18 protein-coding genes are annotated in these 21,548 nt (G+C 69.6%); 10 read left to right on the top strand and 8 right to left on the bottom strand.

What is annotated here, in order from left to right; all coding sequences use genetic code 11:
- Window positions 1–153 precede the first annotated feature (153 nt).
- Both IFU19_RS04890 and IFU19_RS04885 read left to right on the top strand, forming a co-directional pair.
- The gene (locus tag IFU19_RS04890) at window positions 154–546 is read left to right on the top strand and encodes a hypothetical protein (protein WP_055837153.1); all 393 of its coding nucleotides are present in this window, start codon (window positions 154–156) and stop codon (window positions 544–546) included.
- An 85-nt stretch (window positions 547–631) separates the two neighbouring features.
- Entirely contained in the window at window positions 632–1,594 is a 963-nt protein-coding gene (locus tag IFU19_RS04885) for a hypothetical protein (protein WP_192013061.1), read from the top strand.
- Between the two features lie 93 nt (window positions 1,595–1,687).
- Here the strand turns inward: IFU19_RS04885 and glnA are convergent, their stop codons facing one another.
- A complete protein-coding gene (gene glnA / locus IFU19_RS04880) occupies window positions 1,688–3,112 on the bottom strand; it encodes a type I glutamate--ammonia ligase (RefSeq protein WP_055837159.1) in 1,425 nt (474 codons plus the stop codon).
- Between the two features lie 101 nt (window positions 3,113–3,213).
- On the opposite strand from glnA, the gene IFU19_RS04875 reads away from it, so the two are divergent.
- The gene (locus IFU19_RS04875) at window positions 3,214–3,672 is read left to right on the top strand and encodes an RDD family protein (protein ID WP_055837162.1); all 459 of its coding nucleotides are present in this window, start codon (window positions 3,214–3,216) and stop codon (window positions 3,670–3,672) included.
- Window positions 3,673–3,716: 44 nt separating this feature from the next.
- Here the strand turns inward: IFU19_RS04875 and IFU19_RS04870 are convergent, their stop codons facing one another.
- A complete protein-coding gene (locus tag IFU19_RS04870; protein WP_055837167.1) occupies window positions 3,717–4,427 on the bottom strand; it encodes a DUF4191 domain-containing protein in 711 nt (236 codons plus the stop codon).
- Window positions 4,428–4,549: 122 nt separating this feature from the next.
- On the opposite strand from IFU19_RS04870, the gene IFU19_RS04865 reads away from it, so the two are divergent.
- On the top strand, window positions 4,550–5,554 hold the full coding sequence (locus IFU19_RS04865) for a hypothetical protein (protein WP_192013060.1): 1,005 nt from the start codon (window positions 4,550–4,552) through the stop codon (window positions 5,552–5,554).
- A 17-nt stretch (window positions 5,555–5,571) separates the two neighbouring features.
- On the opposite strand, the gene sucB is transcribed toward IFU19_RS04865, so the two are convergent.
- Genes sucB through IFU19_RS04850 form a run of 3 tightly spaced genes read right to left on the bottom strand, consistent with a single transcriptional unit; the run spans window position 5,572 to window position 10,184 of the window.
- Entirely contained in the window at window positions 5,572–7,293 is a 1,722-nt protein-coding gene (sucB, locus tag IFU19_RS04860) for a 2-oxoglutarate dehydrogenase, E2 component, dihydrolipoamide succinyltransferase (RefSeq protein ID WP_192013059.1), read from the bottom strand.
- A gap of 54 nt (window positions 7,294–7,347) precedes the next feature.
- Window positions 7,348–8,721: a dihydrolipoyl dehydrogenase gene (lpdA, locus tag IFU19_RS04855; RefSeq protein ID WP_191915078.1), complete on the bottom strand. Its 1,374-nt coding sequence runs from the start codon at window positions 8,719–8,721 to the stop codon at window positions 7,348–7,350.
- The gene (locus IFU19_RS04850) at window positions 8,718–10,184 is read right to left on the bottom strand and encodes a leucyl aminopeptidase (RefSeq protein WP_070407972.1); all 1,467 of its coding nucleotides are present in this window, start codon (window positions 10,182–10,184) and stop codon (window positions 8,718–8,720) included. The genes lpdA and IFU19_RS04850 overlap by 4 nt, the downstream gene beginning before the upstream one ends.
- Before the next feature lie 86 nt (window positions 10,185–10,270).
- Here IFU19_RS04850 and IFU19_RS04845 point away from each other — a divergent pair, with 86 nt between their 5' ends.
- The 3 genes from IFU19_RS04845 (at window position 10,271) to IFU19_RS04835 (ending at window position 13,540) form a co-directional block, all read left to right on the top strand.
- Window positions 10,271–11,197 (top strand): PAC2 family protein, encoded by a 927-nt coding sequence (locus IFU19_RS04845; protein WP_192013058.1) that lies wholly within the window; start codon window positions 10,271–10,273, stop codon window positions 11,195–11,197.
- Between the two features lie 319 nt (window positions 11,198–11,516).
- Window positions 11,517–12,845 carry an RNA polymerase sigma factor gene (locus IFU19_RS04840; RefSeq protein ID WP_055940294.1) on the top strand — a complete coding sequence of 443 codons (1,329 nt, stop codon included), beginning with the start codon at window positions 11,517–11,519 and terminating at the stop codon, window positions 12,843–12,845.
- Window positions 12,842–13,540 carry a coenzyme F420-0:L-glutamate ligase gene (locus tag IFU19_RS04835; RefSeq protein WP_055837189.1) on the top strand — a complete coding sequence of 233 codons (699 nt, stop codon included), beginning with the start codon at window positions 12,842–12,844 and terminating at the stop codon, window positions 13,538–13,540. Before IFU19_RS04840 ends, IFU19_RS04835 begins: the two co-directional genes overlap by 4 nt.
- A 137-nt stretch (window positions 13,541–13,677) precedes the next feature.
- On the opposite strand, the gene IFU19_RS04830 is transcribed toward IFU19_RS04835, so the two are convergent.
- Entirely contained in the window at window positions 13,678–14,700 is a 1,023-nt protein-coding gene (locus tag IFU19_RS04830; protein WP_055837192.1) for a sugar-transfer associated ATP-grasp domain-containing protein, read from the bottom strand.
- Between the two features lie 45 nt (window positions 14,701–14,745).
- On the opposite strand from IFU19_RS04830, the gene IFU19_RS04825 reads away from it, so the two are divergent.
- Together IFU19_RS04825 and IFU19_RS04820 are read left to right on the top strand one after the other, a co-directional pair.
- Window positions 14,746–15,396 carry an alanine racemase C-terminal domain-containing protein gene (locus tag IFU19_RS04825; RefSeq protein ID WP_192013057.1) on the top strand — a complete coding sequence of 217 codons (651 nt, stop codon included), beginning with the start codon at window positions 14,746–14,748 and terminating at the stop codon, window positions 15,394–15,396.
- Window positions 15,393–16,436 (top strand): alanine racemase, encoded by a 1,044-nt coding sequence (locus IFU19_RS04820; protein ID WP_192013056.1) that lies wholly within the window; start codon window positions 15,393–15,395, stop codon window positions 16,434–16,436. Before IFU19_RS04825 ends, IFU19_RS04820 begins: the two co-directional genes overlap by 4 nt.
- Before the next feature lie 90 nt (window positions 16,437–16,526).
- On the opposite strand, the gene IFU19_RS04815 is transcribed toward IFU19_RS04820, so the two are convergent.
- A complete protein-coding gene (locus tag IFU19_RS04815) occupies window positions 16,527–16,748 on the bottom strand; it encodes a DUF7455 domain-containing protein (protein WP_055837203.1) in 222 nt (73 codons plus the stop codon).
- Window positions 16,749–16,909: 161 nt separating this feature from the next.
- On the opposite strand from IFU19_RS04815, the gene IFU19_RS04810 reads away from it, so the two are divergent.
- Window positions 16,910–18,982: a DNA gyrase/topoisomerase IV subunit B gene (locus IFU19_RS04810; RefSeq protein WP_156458891.1), complete on the top strand. Its 2,073-nt coding sequence runs from the start codon at window positions 16,910–16,912 to the stop codon at window positions 18,980–18,982.
- 75 nt (window positions 18,983–19,057) lie between these two features.
- Here IFU19_RS04810 and IFU19_RS04805 read toward each other — a convergent pair whose 3' ends face one another.
- Entirely contained in the window at window positions 19,058–21,517 is a 2,460-nt protein-coding gene (locus tag IFU19_RS04805; RefSeq protein WP_192013055.1) for a DNA gyrase/topoisomerase IV subunit A, read from the bottom strand.
- Window positions 21,518–21,548: the final 31 nt, after the last annotated feature.

Raw genomic sequence — 21,548 nt, 5'->3', positions numbered from 1 at the left:
TTCGTCGTGTCGGTGCGGTCGTCGATCGCGCATTCAGCCCACCGGTGTGAGGACACCTCCGCACCATGCTCAGATGAAGATCGGGTGTCCAGACGGTAGTCACTCGTCCACCGACCCCGATCGGAGGGGTGCGCCCGCCTAGGCTCGGGCACGATGACCATCGCCGTCTCGCCTCCCCCCGGCCGACGCGCCGTCGGGCGCGGCATGCGGCTGATGCTCGCGCTGTTCCTCGTGTTCAGCGCGTGGGCGACGACGCACGTCGACGACGGCGTCGGCGATCACGAGGGCACCGCTCATACGGCCTTCACGGTCGGCTCCCTGATGAACGTCGACGACGCGCCGACCGCCGGAGTCGTTCCTCCCGTCGAGGCCGACGCGACGAGCGTCATGGCCGTGGACGGCACGACGGCAGTCGTGCTCGCTGCCGTCGACGCCGTCGCCCGCGCGACGGTCTCGACGGTGAACGCCGACACGAGGGCGGAACCGTCTCTCGATCCGCCGCCGCCGCGGCATCCGCTCCTTCTCCACACCATCTCCCGCACCTGAGTCCCGACACCCCGCCGCTCGCCGGCGGGTCGCGGTCGTCCGCCGACGACCGATCGTGTCGGAAACCAGGATCGGGAGACTCACCGTGTCAGCTGCCGCCCACACCCATCGCAGCGCCCGCTCGACGTCGCGGGGTCGCCGCCACGTGAGAGCGGTCGCCGATGATGTCGCCCACCTCGTCGAGCGCGCCGCGCCCGCCCACGGGCCCGCCGCCCGGGTCACGGTCGGACGCCACGCCGACGGTGGGGGCGCGGCGGAGGTGGTCACGGTCCTGCTCGAGCGGACCGCCGCTCCGGCGCGGGCCCGCCCGCACGGCATCCGGATCGAGCAGACCGTCGAGATCGACCGTCTCCCCGTCGTGGACGACGATCTGCGCGCGCGCCTGCTGGGCGCCCGGACGACCTCGCTGCTGCTCGTGGGCGGGGCCGGTTGGGGCAAGACGACGCTCGCGCGGTGGCTGGCCCACCGCCGTGGTCGGCCGCTCGCGACGCTCGACCTCGCGACCACGGGGGACCGTTCGGCCGCGTCCCTCGCCGATGAGATCCGACGGGGGACCACCGCCGGGATGACCCTCTTCATCGACAACGCCCATCTCCGCGGGCCGGCCGCGCTCTGCCTCCTCGTCGGCGCGACCCCCGAGCACTGTGTGACGGTGGTGGCTTCGGAGGCTCCGGATGCCGCCCACCTCGTCGATCAGGTCGTCACGCTCGAGCTCCCCGACATCGCCGCCATCGAAGCGCTTCTGCGAACCGACGTGTGCGATGTCGACGCGCGGACGGCTCGCGTTCTCGCGGCGCTGAGCCTGGGGGAGACCCCGGCGTCGATCGCGCGCGGAATCGAAAGAGCTCAACGTTTCTCGTCAATGACCGAGGTCAGCGTCCCCGATGCGCTGCGCGCGGTGACGCTGGAGAGGTTCTCGACGTGGTCGCCCCGGCGGCGGAGCGATGCCGCCCTCGCGCTCCTTCGGCTCGGGGATCTCAGTCAGCGCGCCGTGAGCGCGGTCACCGGGGTCAGCCGCGACACGCTGCGTCGCCGGGGCGCGGCCTGAGGGTCGGCAGGCGACGGGTCGAGCGGAGGAGCGCAAACGACGACGCCCGCCCCCGCGCAGTGGCGGGGACGGGCGTCGACGTGATGCGGGCGATCAGACCCCGAAGTACAGCTCGTACTCGAAGGGGTGCGGACGCTGGGCCATCGGCTGGATCTCGTTCTCGATCTTGTACTCGATCCAGGTCTCGATGAGCTCCTCGGTGAAGACGCCACCGGCGAGCAGGAACTCGTGGTCGGCACGGAGGGCCTCGAGCGAGTCGAGCAGCGAGTTCGGAACCTGCGGGATGTTCTTCGCCTCTTCGGCGGGAAGCTCGTACAGGTCCTTGTCGACGGGCTCGTGCGGCTCGATCCGGTTCTTGATGCCGTCGAGGCCCGCCATGAGCTGCGCCGCGAAGGCGAGGTACGGGTTGCCCGAGGCGTCGGGCGCACGGAACTCGATGCGCTTGGCCTTGGGGTTGGTGCCCGTGATCGGGATGCGGATGGCCGCGGAGCGGTTACCGGCCGAGTACACCAGGTTGACCGGCGCCTCGAAGCCCTTCACCAGACGGTGGTAGCTGTTGAGGGTCGGGTTGGTGAACGCGAGCACTGCGGGGGCGTGCGCCAGCAGACCACCGATGTACCAACGAGCGACGTCGGACAGGCCGCCGTAGCCGGCCTCGTCGTAGAACAGCGGCTTGCCGTCGAGCCAGAGCGACTGGTGGGTGTGCATGCCCGAGCCGTTGTCGCCGAACAGCGGCTTCGGCATGAAGGTGGCGACCTTGCCCCACTCTTCGGCGGTGTTCTTGACGATGTACTTGAACTTCAGGATGTCGTCGGCGGAGTGGACCATCGTGTCGAAGCGATAGTTGATCTCCTGCTGACCGCCCGTGCCGACCTCGTGGTGCGAGCGCTCGAGCACGAAGCCCGCGTCGATCAGCTTGAGGGTGATGTCGTCGCGCAGATCGGCGGTCTTGTCGACCGGCGAAACCGGGAAGTAGCCACCCTTGTACGGGGTCTTGTTGGCGAGGTTGCCGCCCTCTTCGACGCGGCCGGTGTTCCAGGCGCCTTCCTCGGAGTCCACCGAGTAGAAGCTCGAGTTCTGCTTCACCTCGAAGCGGACGTCGTCGAAGATGTAGAACTCGGCCTCGGGGGCAAAGAACGCGGTGTCGGCGATGCCGGTGGAGGCGAGGTACTTCTCGGCCTTCTTGGCGACCTGACGGGGGTCCTTGCCGTAGATCTCGCCGTTACGCGGGTTGTAGATGTCGAAGACCATGATGAGGGTCTTCGCCTCGCGGAACGGGTCGAGGTATGCCGTCGTCACGTCCGGGATGAGCTGCATGTCGGACTCGTGGATGTTCGCGAACCCGCGGATCGACGAGCCATCGAACAGCTGTCCGACGGTGAAGAACTCCTCGTCGACGGTCGAGGCGGGGATGTTGAAGTGCTGCTGCACACCAGGAAGATCCGTGAAACGGATGTCGAGGAACTTGACGTCCTCGTCCTGGATGAAGGTGAGCACCTCGGACGAATCTTTGAACATGAAGACTCCAGAGGTAGAACATTCGGGATCGGCGGGCTTCGCCCAGCCTCCTCGACCATACCCAGAACCGGTGTCCCGGTCATATCTCGCATGTTTCGAGCATGTTACGCGGTGCCGATTACGCTGGGTCCGTGAGCGTCCCTGCCGAGAACGACTATCCGGGCCAGCGGCTCGGCCTTCCCCGCGAGGGTCGCGGTTCGATTGCCCGTCCGGGGCGCCGGATCGCGGCGCTGCTGATCGATGTGGCCACCGCGGGGCTGATCGGATTCGCCTTCTTCTCGACGCCCGATGCCGTCACCGGCGTCCCGTTCGCGAACCCGGTCGCGTCGAACCTCATCTTCTTCGTCGCGCAGATCCTCTTCATCCCGCTGATCGGCGGCAGCCCCGGGCACCGACTCCTGGGAATGCGTCTGGAATTGGCATCCGGGGGATGGGTGGGCCTCTGGCGCCCGATCGTGCGCACGGTGCTGCTGGCGCTGATCATCCCGGCCGTTGTGTGGGATTCCGACCAGCGCGGCCTGCACGACAAGGCCGTCGGCACGATCCTCGTTCGCAGCTGACACGAGAAAGGCCCCCGCCGTGGCGGAGGCCTTTCTTCTGAAATTCAGCGGGGACGCGGGGACCGCATCTTCGTCGGGTCGACGCCCTTCGGGATCGGGAGCGACGTCAGCCCCGGCGAGACTGACGAGATGCGCTTGATGACGGCCGCCATCGTGGCGCGGTCGACCTTCTTGGGCAGACCCTTGATGGCGGAGGCGAGCTTGGCGATCTCGACCTCGTCTTCACCATGTCCGACGTAGAACACCGTCACGGGAACGCCGGACGCGACACGCTGCACACGGCCTCGCTCCTCGCCGACCAGGCGCGTGAGGCGGCTGCGCGCACCCTCACCGATGAGAACCACTCCACCGCGGCCCACGGCGCGGTACAGCGCCTCCTGGGTGCGGGGGTTCACGCCGACCGGGGTGTCCGAGGCCTGCCAGTGGCGTCCGAGCGACGACGACAGCACGTGACCGGTCGCACCGGGCATGCCGTCGATCTTCTTGTACATGGCCGTCGTCGACAGGCGGGTCATCGTGATCATGGATGCCAGGACGCCGGCGAGCAGACCGGTGAAGCCCCACAGGATGACGCTCCACACCGCGAGCGGCGGGATGAGGAATCCGATGACGACGCCGAGGGCGATGCCCACCAGAACGATGCCGGCCAGCAGGAACGGCAGCCAGCGGTACTCCTTCTGCGTGAAGGTGTACAGGGTGCGGAGCTGCGAGAAGAATCCCGGACGCTTCTCGGGCGTGGAAGTGCGAGCGGCCATGGGAACGATCTTATCTTCGCCTTCGGCTCGCCCTTCCTCCCCAGGGGCCTGATTCGTCGGATCGTCCCCGATTCGGCGTTCTTCCCGCTCCCCGCGCCCGCCTGGTCGAGCACCATCGGGGCATGAGCAGCTCCGCCGCATCCGTCCTCGTCGAACCGTTCGGTGCCTACCTGCAGCGGCGTGCCCGCAGCTCCGTCGACGTCTCGCCGGGTGAGGCGGTCACCGCCGCCGTGGGACTCCTCCGCGGATGCCGCCGGGTGGAGCCCCCCGCACACCTCATGCGGTGGTGGCTCAGCGCCACCGGGCGACCCTCCGCGGTCTTCGACGACGGCGGAGCCGACCCGATCGCCGCCACGGCCGAGAGCCTTTCGGAGCTGGCTGCGGTGATCCCCGACGCCCCGACCCGTCAGCTCGTGCAGTCCGCTCGCGAGAGCGTGCTCACCCGACCGCCCCGCGAGTGGGAGGCGGTGGAACGACGACTATTCCGCCACGCGTCGCCGCTCCCGCTGATCCTGGGCCCTCTGGCTCCCGTGGACCGGCCCGCAGAGGCCGTGACCACACTCCCGACGAAGGCCGGAGGCATTGTCGCCCTCGTCGACGCCGACCTCTCGGATGCCGTGTGGGCGGCCGTACGCGATCTCGCGCAACGCTGGAGAGCCTCGCGGCCCCTGCGTCTCACGGTCGTGGGGGTGTGCGCCGCGGCGCTGGTCCTCGGCGTCTCCATGCTGATGCCCTCCGGAGACGGCGGATCGGGATCGACCTCCGTCGTCCCCGGCGCCGCCGTCAGCGCCGCCGCGACACCCGCCGCGGCCGCGGCGCCCACCGTCGATCCCCGCGTACCCCTGTCGGACGACGTGGCAGAGAACGCCCGCATCACCCTTGAGCGAGTGGCGCAGTGTCAGGCCGACACGGACTGCGAGAGCGAGACGTGGGAACACGGCAGCCCGCGGGGCGACGCGCTGATCCCCGTGACGGACGCGACCGCCGTGCAGATGGTGGACGACTTCGGAGGGGTGAGCGTCGTGCGCGTCTCCGACAGCAGCAGCGCCCAGTACGTCACCCTCGTGCGCAGAAACGACAGATGGCTGGTCCGGACCGTCAAGACGATCACGGACCAGCCATCATGAGCTGGTGTTCAGCGGTGTCAGATGCCGAGGTCGCCCTCGAACTGCGCAGCCTCGAGGCGCGCCTTGACGGCGCCGAGGAAGCGGGCGGCGTCGGCACCGTCGATGATGCGGTGGTCGTACGACAGCGCGAGGTAGACGTAGGAGCGCACCGCGAAGGCGTCCTTGCCGTCGACCGACACCACGCCGGGCTTCTTCACGACGGCACCGAGGCCGAGGATCGCCGACTGCGGCAGGAACACGATGGGCGTGTCGAACAGCGCCCCACGCGAACCGGTGTTGGTCAGCGTGAACGTGCCGCCGGCGAGCTCGTCGGGCTTCAGCTTGTTGTCGCGCGTGCGGGCAGCCAGGTCGGCGATCTCGCGAGCGAGCTCGGCGATGTTCTTCTCACCGGCGTCCTTGATGACGGGCGTGAGCAGTCCGCGCTCGGTGTCGACCGCGATCGACACGTTCTCGTGCGCCGGGTAGACGATCTCGTCGCCCTCGACGGTGGAGTTGATGATCGGGAACGCCTTGAGCGCCTCGACCGCAGCGATCGCGAAGAACGGCAGGAACGACAGCTTGTCTCCCGTCTTCTGCTGAAACTCGCCCTTCATGCGGTCGCGGAGCGACGACAGCTTGGTGACGTCCACCTCGACCACGGTCGTGAGCTGCGCGGTCGCCTGCATCGACGCCACGGCACGCTCGGCGATGACCTTGCGCAGACGCGACATCTTCTGGGTGGTTCCACGCAGCGGCGAGGCCTCGACGGGAGCCGGAGCGGCAGAAGGCGCGGCGGCGGGAGCTGCCGCGGGAGCGGCCTTGGCTGCCTCGGCAGCCTTGAGGACGTCTTCCTTGCGGATTCGTCCACCGACACCGCTGCCCTTGACCGAGGTCAGGTCGACGCCCTGCTGCTGAGCGAGGCGCCGCACGAGCGGCGTCACGTACGTGACGTCGTCGTTCGACGAGGCCGAGGCCTGCGGGGCAGGCTTCTCCGCGGCCGGAGCGGGCTTCTCGGCCGGCTTCTCCGCGGCGGGAGCGGGCTTCTCGGGCGCGGCGGGAGCCGGCTGCTCGGCGGGCTTCTCTTCGGCAGCGGGCTTCTTTTCGGCAGCGGGCTGCGCGGGGGCCTCGGGCTCCGCGGCCGGGGCGGCGCCGCTGCCGATGCGGGCGAGCGCCGCGCCGACGTTCACCGTCTCGTCTTCCTGCACCAGGATTTCCTGCAGCGTGCCGGCGACGGGGGAGGGGATCTCGGTGTCGACCTTGTCGGTCGAGATCTCGAGCAGCGGCTCGTCGACGGCGACGTCATCGCCGACCGCCTTCAGCCAACGGGTGACGGTGCCCTCGGTGACGCTCTCGCCCAGTTCGGGGAGCTTCACCTCGGTCGAGTCTGCGGATGCGGCGGGCGCCGCCTCTGCGGCGGGCTGCTCGGCGGCGGGTGCCGCGGCCGGCGCGGCCTCTTCGACGGGGGCCTGCTCAGGCTCGGCGGGGGCGGCCTCGGGAGCGTCGTCCGACGACGCGGAGCCGGAACCGTCGCCGATCTTGGCGAGGATGGCGCCGACCTCGACGGTCTCGTCTTCCTGGACCAGGATCTCCTCGATGACGCCCGAGACGGGCGACGGGATCTCGGTGTCGACCTTGTCGGTCGAGATCTCCAGCAGACCCTCGTCCTCCTGGACGGTGTCACCGACCTGCTTGAGCCAGCGGGTGACCGTTCCCTCGGTGACGCTCTCGCCGAGAGCGGGGAGGACGACGGAAGTGCTCATGGATATGTCTCCTTCGTACCGGATGCGGTACCTAGCTTAGTGACCGGTTTGTGGTCAGAGTGCGTGCAGGGGCTTGCCGGCGAGGGCCAGGAAGGCCTCGCCGAGCGCCTCGCTCTGGGTGGGGTGGGCGTGGATGAACGGTGCGATGTCTTCGGGATGCGCTTCCCAGCCGACGGCGAGCTGCGCTTCGGAGATCAATTCACCGACGCGGTCGCCCACCAGATGGGCGCCGACGACGGGCCCGTCCACGCGTCGGACGATCTTCACGATGCCCGACGTGCCGATGATCTCACTGCGCCCGTTGCCGGCGAGGTTGTACTCGTAGGCACGGACGGCCTCGGATCCGTAACGATCCTGCGCCTGCGCTTCGGTGAGGCCGACCGAGGCCACCTCGGGGTGCGAATAGGCGACCCGCGGCACGTCGACGTCGGGGACGAGAACCGGCGAGAGGCCCGCGATTTCCTCCGCGACGAAGATGCCCTGCTGGAACCCGCGATGGGCCAGCTGGAGGCCGGGGACGATGTCGCCGACCGCCCACACGTGCGCAGCCGCCGTGCGAAGGCGCTCATCGGTCGTGACGAACCCGCGGTCCAGCACGACGCCGGCCTCCTCGTAGCCGAGGTCCGCTGTGACGGGCCCGCGACCCACGGCGACCAGCACGTAGTCCGCAACGAGGTCGGAACCGTCGTCGAGCGTGACGGTGACCGCGTCGGAGGTCGAGGCGAGCGAGGTGAAACGCCGACCGAGATGGAAGGCGATGCCGCGTTTGCGGAACGCGCGCTCCAGGGCTTTGCTCGAGGCCACGTCTTCAGCGGGGAGCAGGTGATCGAGCGCCTCGACGATCGTCACCTCGACGCCGAACGAGCGCCACACGCTCGCGAACTCGACGCCGATGACGCCCCCGCCGAGCACGACGACCCGCTCGGGGATCACGTCGAGGTCGAGAGCCTGCTCGCTCGTGAGCACGCGTCCGCCGATCTCGAGCCCCGGCAGGCTTCGGCTGTACGAGCCCGTCGCGAGAATGACGTCGGTTCCGCGGTACACGTCGTCGCCGACGCGGACGGCCGGACCCTCGACGAGCGTGCCCTCGCCGTGGACGACCCGGATCCCGCGCGCCGAGACGAGCCCCTCGAGGCCCTTGAACTTCTTCGCGACGATGCCTTCGCGATACGCGCGCACGCGCAGCGGATCGATGCCCGCGAGGGTGACCTCGACACCGATGGATGCCGCGCCGCGCGCCGCGTCGGCGACCTCCGCGGCGTGCAGGAGCGCCTTCGTCGGAATGCACCCGCGGTGCAGGCACGTTCCGCCGAGCTTGTCCTTCTCGACGAGCACGACGTCCTTGCCGAGCTCGGCGAGGCGCAGGGCCGCGGCGTAACCGCCACTGCCTCCACCCAGCACGACGACGTCGGCGGTGACCTCGGTCATCGTGCGGCGTCCGAGGCGAGCATCTCGACCAGCGAACGGACCGTGGCGCCCGTGACGCCCTTGTCGGTGAACCCGAACGGCGCCGACTTGTTCATGCCCACACCGGCGATGTCGAGGTGCACCCAGGGGATGCGGGCGGCGTCGGCGGCGTCCGAGACGCGACCGACGAAGTGGCGCAAGAAGAGGCCGGCGAACAGCGACCCACCGGCGGGATCGCCGATCTTCGCGTTCTGCAGATCGGCGATGGGGGAGTCCAGGTCGTCGACCATGTGGTCGGGCAGCGGAAGCTGCCACGCGAGCTCGGCCACGCGGCCCGCGGCGGCGAGGTACGTGGCCACGGCCTCGTCGTCGCCCATCACGCCGGTGTGCCGGTTGCCGAGGGCCACGGTGATGGCCCCCGTCAAGGTCGCGACGTCGACGATGAGATCGGGGTTCTCGCGGCTGGCAGCAGCCAGACCGTCGGCGAGGACCAGACGGCCCTCGGCGTCGGTGTTCAGCACCTCGACCGTCGTGCCGTCGAGAGTGCGCAGCACGTCACCGGGGCGGATCGCGCGACCCGACGGCATGTTGTCGGCGATGCACAACCACGCACTCACGCGAACGGGCAGCTGCATCTCGGCCGCGGCCTTGAGGACGGCCAGAACGGTCGCGGCTCCGCACATGTCGTACTTCATGCCCACCATCGATGCCGGAGGCTTCAGCGACAGTCCACCGGTGTCGAAGGTGATCCCCTTGCCGACGAGCGCGACATGACGCTCGGCGCCGGCGGGGGAGTAATCGAGGCGCACCATGCGGGGCGGCCGGTCGGAACCCTGGCCGACGCCCAGGATGCCGCCGAAGCCGCCCTCGCGCAGAGCCACCTCGTCGAGCACCTCGACCTCGACCGGGAGGCCGGCGACGGCCTCGACGGCGGCGTCCGCGAAGTCGGCGGGCCCGAGCCATTCGGCGGGCGTGGTGACCAGGTCTTTGACCAGCGCCACGGCGCCGGAGATGGCGGACACCGCGGCCGTGTCGGCCTCGGAGGGAGCCTCGGCCGTCGAGACCGTCACGCGCGAGGCGCGCGGCTTCGGCGCCTTCTTCTTGTACGCGGCGAACCGGTAACCGCCGAGCGCCGCACCCTCGGCGAGGGCCCGCCAGGGCGCGGGCACCAGCGATGCGACCGCGACGTGTTCGAAGCCCGTGAGCTGACGAAGGCCCGTACCGGCCGCGTCGCGGAGCGCAGCGGCATCCGGCGTGGCACCGGCGCCGACGACCGCGATCGGCGTCGTCACACCGGGGACGTGCACGCGCTGGAACGATCCGACGGCGCCGGTGAAACCCACGGCCGAGAGAGCGGCACCGAGGCCGTCCCACCCGTCGGGATCGGGGGATCCCTCCGAAACGGTGGCGGCGATCAGCAGAATCGCGTCGGAGGGGATGTCACGGACGGGGGCGTCGGTATGCGCCACGGAGGGAAAGGGCATGGGCTCCATCCTAGGTTCGCGCGTGTTCGCTAGCAGCGGGACGCTCCGTCGCCCGGCGCATCCGAGACGGCTCGTAGAGTGGATCCATGCCCCACATCGCCCCGCTGTACGACCGCGCCCCCGCCGCGCCGCCCGTGCCGTCGGGCCTGCCGCTGGTGATCGCCCTGACCGGCTTCACCGACGCCGGCGGGGCCGTGACCCGGCTCGTCGAGTACTTCCGCGCCGACCTCCAGCCCAACCCGCTCTACGTCTTCGACAACGAGATGCTGCTCGATTACCGTGCGCGGCGCCCCCTCATCACCTTCGTCGAGGACCACCTCACCGACTACCGCCCGTCGAAGCTCGAGTTGTCGCTGGCCCACGACTCGCTGGGGCACCCGTTCCTGCTGCTGGCCGGATACGAGCCCGACTTCCTCTGGGAGTCGTTCTCCGAGACGATCCTCGAGCTCTCCGCCGGCCTCCAGGTCTCGTCGATCACCTGGGTGCACGCCATCCCCATGCCGGTTCCGCACACGCGCCCGATCGGCACGACGGTCAGCGGCACCCGCTCAGACCTGGCCGAGGCGCACTCGGTCTGGCGTCCGCACACCCAGGTTCCCTCGACCGTCGGTCACCTGCTCGAATTCCGCTTCGCCGAGGCCGGCGCCAAGGTCGCCGGCTTCGCCCTTCTGGTTCCGCACTATCTCGGCGACACCGAGTACCCCGCGGCAGCCCTCGCGGCCCTCGACAGCCTGACGGTCGCGACCGGGCTCGTCTTCTCGGGAGAGGTGCTGCGCGAAGAGAACCGTGAGTTCCTCGGCAAGGTCTCCGAGCAGGTCGAGGGGAGCGACGAGCTCACCCGCATGCTCGAGAACCTCGAAGAGCGCTACGACGCCTACATGGCCGGATCGACGTCGGCCACGCCGATCATCCACACCGGTGATCTGCCGAGCGCCGACGAGCTGGCGGCCGAGCTCGAACGATTCTTGGCCACCCGCCCCGGAGACGACGACCGCCGGGGTCGCCTGGGCTGACCCGCCGACGCGGTCGTCCAGGCGGCGCCGCAGCCGCCCGGCCTGCGGTCGGGTTCCCTGACAGTCGACGCGTCGCCGGTCCGTACGCGCCCACGACTGGGCACCCGGGGAATGATCGCCGCGTGCGTGGCGTTGTCTACGCATAGATCCCCGGCCCACGTCAAGTCCCGGGCGGGGGATGTGAGACAATGAAGAACCTGACCCGTTGTCAACCGGACCAGGAGCCCCCGCTCCTCGGTTCGGGACTTGACAAGGGTCTTACTAGTGTCCGAGAACGACCGGCGGCCGTGCAGCGTACGTTCCCGGTGAAAGGCGAAACGTGGCAGTCACGACGACCAAGACCCGCTCCAAGAGTGTGAAGGACGCCGAGCTCGCGAACTCCGAGGAGACCGTGACGGCGTCGACGACGACGACCGCGAAGAAGGCTCCCGCCAAGAAGGCCCCCGCCAAGGCCAAGGCGACGCCCGCGAAGGCCAAGACCAAGGCGAAGAAAGACGACGACCTCGAAGAAGACGAAGAGGTCGAAGACGAGGGCGATGTCGAGGTCGAGGTCGACGACAGCGACGACACCGACACCGACGCGGCCAAGACCGCGACGAAGAAGTCCGACGACGACACCGACGACGACGACGAGAGCCCGAAGGCTCCCGCCGAAGCGCTGCCGACCGGCGCCATCGTCATCTCGTCGAGCGACGAAGACGACGTCCCCGTCTACTCCGCGCAGATCACCGGCGCCACCGCCGACCCCGTCAAGGACTACCTGAAGCAGATCGGTAAAGTCCCACTGCTGAACGCGGCCGAAGAGGTCGAGCTCGCGATGCGCATCGAGGCGGGTCTCTTCGCCGAAGAGAAGCTGTCGAACATGTCGGCCGCCGAGAAGACCAACCAGGTCGGACTCGACCTGCAGTGGGTCGCTCGTGACGGTCAGCGCGCCAAGAGCCACCTGCTGGGCGCCAACCTGCGCCTGGTCGTGTCGCTCGCCAAGCGCTACACCGGTCGCGGCATGCAGTTCCTCGACCTCATCCAGGAGGGCAACCTGGGCCTGATCCGTGCGGTCGAGAAGTTCGACTACACCAAGGGCTTCAAGTTCTCGACCTACGCCACCTGGTGGATCCGTCAGGCCATCACGCGCGCCATGGCCGACCAGGCCCGCACCATCCGCATCCCGGTGCACATGGTCGAGGTCATCAACAAGCTCGCGCGTGTTCAGCGTCAGATGCTGCAGGACCTCGGTCGCGAACCCACGCCCGAAGAACTCAGCCGTGAGCTCGACATGACCCCCGAGAAGGTCATCGAGGTGCAGAAGTACGGCCGCGAGCCGATCTCGCTGCACACGCCCCTGGGTGAAGACGGCGACAGCGAGTTCGGTGACCTCATCGAGGACACCGAGGCCGTCGTCCCCGCCGACGCCGTGGGCTTCACCATGCTGCAGCGTCAGCTCGAGTCCCTCCTCGACTCGCTCAGCGAGCGTGAAGCGGGTGTCATCCGCATGCGCTTCGGCCTCGGCGACGGTCAGCCCAAGACGCTCGACCAGATCGGCGACACGTTCGGCGTCACGCGCGAGCGCATCCGCCAGATCGAGTCGAAGACGATGGCCAAGCTGCGTCACCCGAGCCGCTCGCAGTCGCTTCGGGACTACCTCGAATGAGCGGCGAGGCCAACGCCGGCAAGGCGCTCACCGTCACCGTCGAGGGCACCTCGTACGCCCGCATCCCGATCCGCACGCGGGTCGTCATGCCGGGAGACGACCTCGACGCCTTCGTCCTGGAGTACGCGAAGGATGCCGTGCAGCCGGGCGACCTGCTGTTCGTCACCGAGAAGATCGTCGCGATCACGCAGGGCCGGTCGTACAAGCTCGACACGATCACGCCGCGCAAGCTCGCGCTGTTCCTGTCGAAGTACGTCACCCGCACGCCCTACGGCATCGGTCTCGGCATGCCCGAGACCATGGAGATGGCGCTGCGCGAGTGCGGTACCCCGCGCATCCTGTTCGCCGCGGCCGTCTCGGCCGTGACCAAGGCGTTCGGCCGGAAGGGCGACTTCTACCGCATCGCCGGCGACAAGGCCCGCGCGATCGACGGCCCCACCAAGGGAACGATCCCGCCGTACAACCAGGCCGTGGTGCTCGGTCCGGAGCGCCCGCGCGAGGTCGCCGCTCACCTGAAGTCGCTGCTCGGCGTCGACCTGCAGGTCGCCGTGGTCGACATCAACGACCTGGGGGGCAACATCCTCGGCTCGACGATGGACAAGGCCGGCGAGAAGCGTCTCGTCGCGATCCTCAAGGACAACCCGCTGGGCCAGGGACACGAGTCCACCCCGCTCGGCATCGTGCGCCACAGCTGACACCACCCGTCGAAAGCCCGCTCCGGTCTCGGAGCGGGCTTTTCGTCGTCCGTGCGGCACAACTCCTGCGTCACCGGCGCGCGATCAGAAACCGAAGGCCCGCCCCCTACGGGAGCGGGCCTTCTCAAGGTCCTGCGTCAGAAACCGATCGCGGCGCGGTAGCGCGGCTTGTGACCGGTGCGGATCCCGGTGACGCTCGGCTTGTTCTCGTACACGCCCGCACCCCAGTTGCCCTCGACGAGCACGGGGCCGTCGGGACCGACGACGATGTCCCAGCCCACGTACTGCACCTGCGGCACGACGCGTGCGACCTGGTCGACGAACGCCTTCACCTCGTCGATCATCGGCAGCTGGAAGTCGGCGATGCGGGCTCCCGAGTCGGGGTGCAGTTCGTGCACGTGCCCGTGCGAGTCGTAGCCGGCGCCGAGCGCGTGGCCGTTCTCGTCCAGCATCGTGTAGAAGCCGCCGAAGGTCATCTGGTCGCTCACGGCTCCCCGGCCGAACTTCTGCGCCATCGCGAGGATGTGCGTGGTCGAGCCGTCGAAGAACGCCGTGACGCGCGTGGTGTTCACCGTGCCGGGGCAGACCGCGGCGAGATCGTCGTGCTGGCGGATGACCTCTTCGACGAGGATCTCCCCGCGCTCGAGCAGGCCCCGGTGGAAGGCACTCCAGTCCTCGACCTCGGCCGCGTGATAGCGGTGCACGCCGGTCCCGGCCTGGCCGACCGGCTCCTTGGTGACGATGGTGCCCAGTCGCTCGGTGAACGACTTCAGGGCGTCGGCGTTGTCGGCATCCACGACCATCCATTCACGGCGCAGGAACTCGCTGAACCGACGGTCGAACTCGACCTTGTCCTGGAAGATCCCGCGGTAGTCGGGGTGGTCGTACTTCTGCGAGATCTGATTCGACACGGGGTGCGTCATGTACGTCTCGCGCTCGGCGGGCGTCAGGATCGCGAAGTCGTAATCGATGTAGTCCTGGAAGCCGACGTTCTTCACACCGGCCTGGAAGAGCATGTCGGCGACCACGAGCGGCAGCGACTTGCCGTGCTGCTCCGCGGCTTCTTTGGCACGCTCGACCACCGAGCCGACGTCGATGCGACGGGCGCGTCCGGCGAGGTAGCGGAGGCGGGTGACGGGGGAGAAGCCCTGGGTAGGCATGCACGCTCCGGGATCGGGGGAGAAGGACCCCGTTAGTCTAGATGTGTGACCTCCACGCTCCCTGCCCGCACGCCCGCGGCCGGGGGAGTCGCGCCCGTGGCCCTCGTCTCGGAGTCCGCTCTGCGCGCCAACGCGCCCCTCGCTCTCGCGGCCGGTGCGGCTTCCGGCGCCGATGACGTCCTCACGGCCGACGGCTGGGGGCACGGCGCGGCGTGGGTGGCATCCGTGCTGTCCGATCTCGACATGGATGCCGCCGCCCTCGACGCCGCGATCCTGTTCGGCCTGCCCGGCTCGCACGCGCGCCCGGTGCTGTCGCTGCGCGGACGATCCCTCGGCTCCAAGCCCCTGTTGCGCGGGGAGGGCGTCTCGTACGGGTACACGCACCGCGCCCCCCACGACACGACCATCGCGCTGGTCACCGGCGGCTACGCCCAGGGCGTCGTGCGCTCGCTCGGCAACGCGGTGACCGTCGCCATCGACGGGCGCCGTCACCGCATCGTCGGCCGCGTGGCCATGGACGTCTGCGTCGTCGACGTCGAAGACGCGCTCGTCGCCCGGGGGGCCGAGGTGGTCTTCTTCGGCGATCCTGCCGACGGCCACCCGTCGCTCGAGGAGTGGACGGATGCCACCGGTCTCACCGCCGCGGAGATCGTCGCGATCGTCGGCGCCCGGGCAGACCGCAGGGTGGCCGCGTGAGTGCCGTCTACCGCGTCGACCTCGACGCCTTCGCCCGCAACCTGCGCCGCGTGCGCGAGGCCGTCGCCCCCGCCGTCCCCATGCTCGTCGTGAAGGACGATGCCTACGCCCACGGGCTCGAGCGGATCGTGCGGCGCGCGGGCGAGGAGGGCGTCCGCTGGTTCGGTGCGTTCGACGTCGTCACCGGCGCCGCGGTGCGCGCGATCGCCGGCCCGGACGCGCGCATCTTCGTCTGGCTCATCGGGGGAGCCGACGACCTGGCCGCGGGCATCGCGGCCGACCTCGACCTCGGCCTCGGCGACGAGGCCCTGCTCGACGACCTCGCGCGTCTTGCGGCGGACCGCCCGGCGCGCGTGCACCTCAAGATCGACACGGGGCTGCATCGCAACGGCATCCGACCCGAGCGGTGGCAGGGAGCCCTCGCGCGCACCGCCGCGCTGGTCGATTCCGGACGCGCCGTGCTCGAGGGGATCTGGTCGCACATCTCCGAGGCCTCGGATGCCGACGACGACGACGCCCGTGCCCTGTTCCTCGCCGCGCGCGATCAGGCGCGCTCCGTCGGCCTCGACCCGCGCTTCTCGCACCTCGCCGCCAGCGCGGCCGGATTCGCACGCGGGGAGTTCCGCGAAGACCTCGTGCGGGTGGGGGCGTTCTCGTACGGCATCCGTCCCGCCGGCGGCCCGAGCGAGACGGACCTCGGTATCGAGCCCATCGCCCGTCTCACGGCGACCGTGACGATCGTCGACACGGCGGGCGTCCACCTCGACGTCGGCAGTCTTCACGGCCTTCCCTGCACCCTGGCCGCCCGCTTCGACGTCGACACCCCCGGGGGCCCCCGCCGGGTCGAGGCGATCCGCGCGACCGAGACCGTCCTCGCGCCGTGGGATGACGCGGCACCCGGCGACGAGATCGTGATCTTCGGTCGGGGAGCCCGCAGCAGCGCGACCGACCTCGCCGAGCTCATCGACACGATCGGCGAAGAGATCGCCCTCCGCGTCTCGCCGAGCCTTCCCCGGGTCTACGACGCCGACGGGCGCTGAACTCGCGACCGACGCCAGGGACCGCGAACGCGAAACGGGCCCCGTCCCACTCCCGGAGGAGTGGTGCGGGGCCCGTTTCGACGTACCGGCTCAGTCGGCGGCGGTGAGACGCGCGGTCTCGTCGTGCCACGAGGTGGCGATGCTGCGGAGCTTCTCTTCGTACTTGCGGCCGTGGTGCGCGCAGAACAGCAGCTCGCTGCCGTTCACCTCGGCGGCGATGTAGGCCTGCGCTCCGCACGAGTCGCAGCGATCAGCCGCCGTCAGGCGGTGGTCGAGGACGGCTGACGCTTCGGGTGCAGTCGTAGTGGTCATCTCGGGTGCCCTCCTCAGTGGTCGTTGGGCGAGTCCCCATATACAACCACGCGGATGTTTCCCCTATGCCGCGGCGTGATCACATTTCGCTGTGCGCGTACGACGACCCGACCTCGCTGTGTGTCTGCAAGCGATGTCGGCGGCCCCGATTACGCTGGGAGATCGTGACGTCCGAGTACTCCGCCCATCATCTGCAGGTCCTCGAGGGCCTCGAAGCCGTGCGCAAGCGCCCGGGTATGTACATCGGCTCGACCGACTCCCGGGGCCTCATGCACTGCCTGTGGGAGATCATCGACAACTCCGTCGACGAAGCCCTTGCCGGCCACGGCTCGCGCATCGACATCGTGCTGCACGCCGACGGCAGTGTCGAGGTGCGCGACCGGGCACGTGGCATCCCCGTCGACGTCGAACCGCGTACCGGTCTCACGGGCGTCGAGGTGGTCTTCACCAAGCTGCACGCCGGAGGAAAGTTCGGCGGCGGCTCGTACGCGGCCTCGGGGGGACTCCACGGCGTCGGCGCCTCGGTCGTGAACGCGCTGTCGGAACGACTCGACGTCGAGGTCGACCGCGCCGGCAAGACCTACGCGATGTCGTTCCACCGCGGTGAACCGGGCCGGTTCGCGGGCGACACTCCCGACTCGGCCTTCACTCCGTTCGAGCGCAGCAGCGAGCTGCGGGTCATCGGCAAAGCCCCGCGCGGGGTGACCGGAACCCGCATCCGGTACTGGGCGGATCGGCAGATCTTCACCAAAGACGCGGCCTTCGGCCTCGATGATCTCGTGCAGCGCGTGCGCCAGACGGCCTTCCTCGTGCCGGGCCTCGAGATCGTGGTGCTCGACGATCGTGCCGAAGAACGCGTCGAGACCAGTTACCGCTTCGACGGCGGCATCTCGGAGTTCGCCGAGTTCCTCGCCCCCGACGCCGCGGTCACCGACATCTGGCGGCTGACGGGGACCGGATCGTTCACCGAGACCGTCCCCGTGCTGCAGCCCGGCGGCTCCATGGTGCCCACCGAGGTCGAGCGCGCGTGCGAGGTCGACATCGCCGTGCGCTGGGGCACCGGTTACGACACCACCAGCCGTTCCTTCGTGAACATCATCTCGACGCCCAAGGGCGGCACGCACCAGCAGGGCTTCGAACAGGGCCTGATGAAGGTGCTGCGCGCACAGGTCGAACAGAATGCGCGCAAGCTCAAGGTGGGCAACGACAAGGTCGAGAAAGACGACCTGCTCGCCGGTCTCACGGCCGTGCTCACGGTGCGCCTGCCCGAGCCGCAGTTCGAGGGCCAGACCAAAGAGGTGCTCGGCACCCCCGCGGTGCGACAGATCGTGGCATCCGTCGTCACCCAGGAGCTCACGGCGCTTTTCGCCTCGCCCAAGCGCGACGACAAGGCGCAGACGGCCCAGCTGCTCGAGAAGATCGTCTCCGAGATGAAGGCCCGCATCTCGGCGCGCACGCACAAAGAGACCCAGCGCCGCAAGAACGCCCTCGAATCGTCGTCGCTGCCCGCGAAGCTCGTCGACTGCCGATCGAACGACGTCAACGATTCCGAGCTCTTCATCGTCGAGGGCGACTCGGCCCTGGGAACGGCGAAGCTCGCCCGCAACAGCGAATACCAGGCGCTGCTGCCGATCCGCGGCAAGATCCTGAACACGCAGAAGGCATCGATCAGCGACATGCTGTCGAACGCCGAGTGCGCCTCGATCATCCAGGTGATCGGCGCGGGCTCCGGGCGCTCGTTCGACCTGAGCGCCGCGCGCTACGGCAAGATCATCCTCATGAGCGACGCCGACGTCGACGGGGCGCACATCCGCACCCTGCTGCTGACGCTCTTCTTCCGGTACATGCGACCGCTCGTCGAAGAGGGCCGCGTCTACGCCGCGGTGCCGCCCCTGCACCGCGTCGTCGTCATGAATCCGGGTACCAAGCCCAACGAGACGATCTACACCTACAGCGAGCAGGAGCTCCACGCCCTGCTGACGAAGCTCAAGCGCAGCAACAAGCGCTGGCAGGAGCCCGTGCAGCGGTACAAGGGCCTCGGCGAGATGGATGCCGACCAGCTCGCGACCACGACCATGGACCGGGCGGGCCGCATGCTGCGCCGTGTTCACGCCGAGCACATCGAGCAGGCAGCCGAGGTCTTCGACCTGCTCATGGGCAGCGACGTCGCTCCGCGCCGGGAGTTCATCATCGAGTCGAGCGACCGCCTGGCACGGGAGCGCATCGACGTCTGAGTCTCGGACGACGCTTCGTCGGCCCGTCGTGGACCAGACGGCGCGCGCCGTGCGGCGCGGCGCCGTCGGCGCGCGTCAGCGGATGGCGGTGCCGATCGCACCGATGACGGCGTCGAGCGGCTGACCCGACGCGTCGCGCTTCGCGCCCGCCTCGGGCAGAGCCCGCACGGCACCATCGGCGCCGACGGCGCGGGGATCGGTACCGACCCAGGCCAGAACGAGGGCGTCTTCGCCGCGCAGCAGGCGCTGCGCGCGCACGCCACCGGTGGCACGGCCCTTCGCCGGGTACTCGGTGAACGCCGAGACCTTCGCGCTGCCCGCATCGGTGCCGGGGAGGGCGGCCGAAGAACCCGCGACGGTGACCACGACCGCGTCGAACGCCGACGCCCCCACGACCGCGAAGGCGATGACGTGAGCGCCGTCCGCGAGCCGGATGCCGGCCATGCCCCCCGCGGAACGGCCCTGCGGGCGCACCGACGAGGCTTCGAAACGCAGCAACTGCGCGTCGCTCGCGACGAAGACGAGCTCGGCGTTGTCTCCCGCGGGTGCGGCGCCGACGACGCGGTCACCGTCGCGCAGCGAGATGATCTCGATGTCGGGCTTGGTTCCCAGCTCGCTCGCGGCGACGCGCTTGACCACGCCCTGCGCGGTGCCCAGTGCGATCATGGGGCCCCCGGCGAGGGGGACGAGTGCGACCACCGTCTCGCCTTTGGCGAGGGTGAGGTACTGCTCCACCTTCGTGCCGGCGGCCACCTGCACGGCGTTGGCCGGGACCGAGGGAAGGTCGACGGGAGAGAAACGCACCAGGCGCCCCGCCGAGGTCACGGCGCCGATGTCGCCACGCGTGGTCGTGTCGACCGACGAGCGGATCGCGTCGTGCTTGGACCGACGGGCCGGGGGCACCACCCCGCCGGCGGGCGCGTCGGCGATGAGCTCGGCGCGCACCATGCGACCGGTCGACGAGAGGTAGACGCGGCACGGGGCGTCGGCGATCTGCAGGTCGGCGGCGGCGGCTGCGGCAGCACGGGCCGACCGGGGTTGCACCGGCCCGCCGTTGAGCAGCATCGTGCGCCGGGGCGTGCCGTACGCCTCGGCGACGGCATCGAGTTCGGTCGCGACCAACTGTCGCAAGAGCGTCTCGCTGCCGAGCAGTTCGACCAGCGCGGCGATCTCGGCGTGCAACTGATCGCGCTCAGCCTCGAGCTCGATGCGCGAGAACTTCGTCAGGCGCCGCAGGCGCAGCTCGAGGATGTACTCGGCCTGCAGATGTGAGAGGTCGAAGACCTCCCGCAGCTTGGTTCGAGCCTGGTCGCCGTCGTCCGAGGAGCGGATGACCTGGATGACCTCGTCGATGTCGAGGATCGCGATCAGCAGGCCCTCGACCAGGTGCAGGCGTTCGCGCTTGCGCGCCAGGCGGTACTCGCTGCGGCGCGTGACCACCCGGATGCGGTGCTCGATGTACACGCGCAGCATGTCGCGCAGCCCCAGCGTCTGCGGCTGACCGTCGACAAGGGCGACGTTGTTGATGCCGAACGAGTCCTCGAGGGGGGTCAACCGGTACAGCTGCTCGAGCACGGCCTTCGGGTCGAAACCGGTCTTGATGCCCACGACTAGGCGCAGACCGTGGTTGCGGTCGGTGAGGTCGGTCACATCGGCGATGCCGGTGAGCTTCTTCGCCTGCACGGCGCCTTTGATCTTCTCGATGACCCGCTCGGGTCCGACCAGGTAGGGCAGCTCGGTGAAGACGATGCCCGTACGCCGGGGGCCGAGCGACTCGATCGACGCCTTCGCCCGGGTGCGGAAGCTGCCGCGGCCGTTCGTGTAGGCGTCCTTGATGCCGTCCAAGCCCACGATGATCCCCCCCGAGGGGAGGTCGGGGCCCGGGACGAACTCCATGAGCTCCTCGACCGTGGCATCCGAATTCTGCAGCAGGTGCGTGGCGGCCCCCACGACCTCGATGAGGTTGTGGGGCGCCATGTTGGTCGCCATGCCCACCGCGATGCCGGTCGCGCCGTTCACGAGCAGATTCGGGAAGGCGGCGGGCAGCACCTCGGGCTGCTGGAACTGGCCGTCGTAGTTGGGGATGAAGTCGACGACGTCCTCGTCGAGGTTCTCGGTCAGCGCCAGCGCGGCCGCGGCCAGACGGGCCTCGGTGTACCGGGGGGCTGCGGGGCCGTCGTCGAGCGAACCGAAATTGCCGTGACCGTCGACCAGCGGCACGCGCAGCGAGAACGCCTGCGCGAGGCGCACGAGCGCGTCGTAGATCGGGGCGTCGCCGTGGGGGTGCAGCTTTCCCATCACCTCGCCCACGACACGGGCGCTCTTCACGTGCCCGCGGTCGGGCCGGAGGCCCATCTCGGCCATCTGGTACAGGATGCGCCGCTGCACGGGCTTCAACCCGTCACGCGCGTCGGGAAGGGCGCGCGAGTAGATGACCGAGTAGGCGTACTCGAGGAAGGACCCCTGCATCTCGGTGGAGACATCGACGTCTTCGATGCGCTCGGTCACGGGGGCGGAGGAACGGGAATCGGGCATAGAGGAGGCCTCGGGTCGGGCGGGCGTCCGG

Origin of the sequence: Microbacterium sp. CFBP 8794 (assembly GCF_014841235.1) — a bacterium.
Lineage (GTDB): Bacteria > Actinomycetota > Actinomycetes > Actinomycetales > Microbacteriaceae > Microbacterium.
The sequence above is the reverse complement of the archived record's forward strand: the minus strand, read 5'-3'. Positions and strand labels throughout refer to the sequence as shown.